2 protein-coding genes are annotated in these 1,262 nt (G+C 49.0%); both read right to left on the minus strand.

Annotated features, from left to right (window positions below; translation table 11 throughout):
• A partial coding sequence (locus tag KBW69_RS24055; protein ID WP_373690744.1) for a transposase occupies positions 1-190 on the minus strand: 190 nt, incomplete at its 3' end.
• 34 nt (positions 191-224) lie between these two features.
• Positions 225-1,262: C2H2-type zinc finger protein (locus KBW69_RS23375; protein ID WP_257282536.1), on the minus strand; the 1,038-nt coding region annotated here is incomplete at its 5' end.

The raw sequence follows: 1,262 nt of genomic DNA on the forward strand, positions 1-1,262 counted from the left end.
GGGCAAACGAAAGGCACAAAGACCAATACGTGCAAGAGTAGGCTTTTAATGGTTCTATCCTTTGTTTTCTATGGATAGGAGCAGTGAGGATAGACAAGAGGATAAGAGTTTTGTCATCGGTTAACCCGCCGCAGGTGAGAGACAGATGGACGTGAACATTGCACTTCAGCTCATGCGCAAACGTATACAGCGCCTTTCCCTTCTGAGCCTATGACAAGCAGACATCAATCACTTGACTTTGCATCATCAAGCTTGCGTTTTCGGTGTTGCCTTCTGTGATTCGACAAGGCTTGAGCATTTGGCAGGGTTTTCTGGCACTCAGGGCAGGTTTGTTCTCCGGTGTGATATCTTTTGTGAGTCGACAGGGCTTCCACGCTTGGCAGGATCTTCTGGCACTCAGGACAGCTTTGCTCCGGGGTGTGATATTTTCTTTTGTGATTCCACAGGGCTTTCACGTTTGACAAGATCCTCTGGCACTCAGGGCAGGTTTGCTCTCCACTGTGATATTGACTTCTGTGAGCTGACAGGGCTTGAGCATTTGACAGGGTCTTCTGGCACTCAGGGCAGATTTGTTCTCCTGTGTGATCTTTTCTTTTGTGAACCGACAGGGCTTTCGCGCTTGGCAGGATCTTCTGGCACTCAGGGCATATTTGTTCTCCTGTGTGATGTTGACTTTTGTGATTCGACAGGGCTTTCACGTTTGGCAGGGTCTTCTGGCACTCAGGGCAGGTTCGTTCTCCTGTGTGATATTTACTTTTGTGAACCGACAGGGCTTTCTCGTTTGGCAGAGTCTTCTGGCACTCAGGGCAGCTTTGCTTTGGGGTGTGATCTTTTCTTTTGTGATCCAACAGAGCTCGAGCGTTTGGCAGGGTCTTCTGGCACTCAGGGCAGGTTTGCTCTCCAGTGTGATATTGCCTTTTGTGAGTGCTCAATGAGTCTTGAGAGCTAAATAATTTTTCACAGCCGGGGTGATCACATCGGTATTTTTTGGAGCCTGCCTCCCTTTGTTTTTTCGCAGGAGGTGGTTTTAATGTTAATGCTGGACCGGTTGTGCTGTCAGCGCCTGAGACAACGGTCGGACCTTCTGCAGGATGGCTTACCGAGCCATATTCCTGATCGCCTGTTTGCAAATAGACATCTGTTCTGTATGCGAAAGGGTCGTCTGAGGTTGAACGACACTGGATACTTGTGGAGGGAGCGAAGATACAGCGTCCTTGTCGATGACAACAGGGCTGTTCATGGCAATTTTCGTCTAGGCTATG

The sequence above is a fragment of the Endozoicomonas sp. ISHI1 genome, from assembly GCF_024606225.1.
Taxonomy (GTDB): Bacteria; Pseudomonadota; Gammaproteobacteria; order Pseudomonadales; family Endozoicomonadaceae; genus Endozoicomonas_A.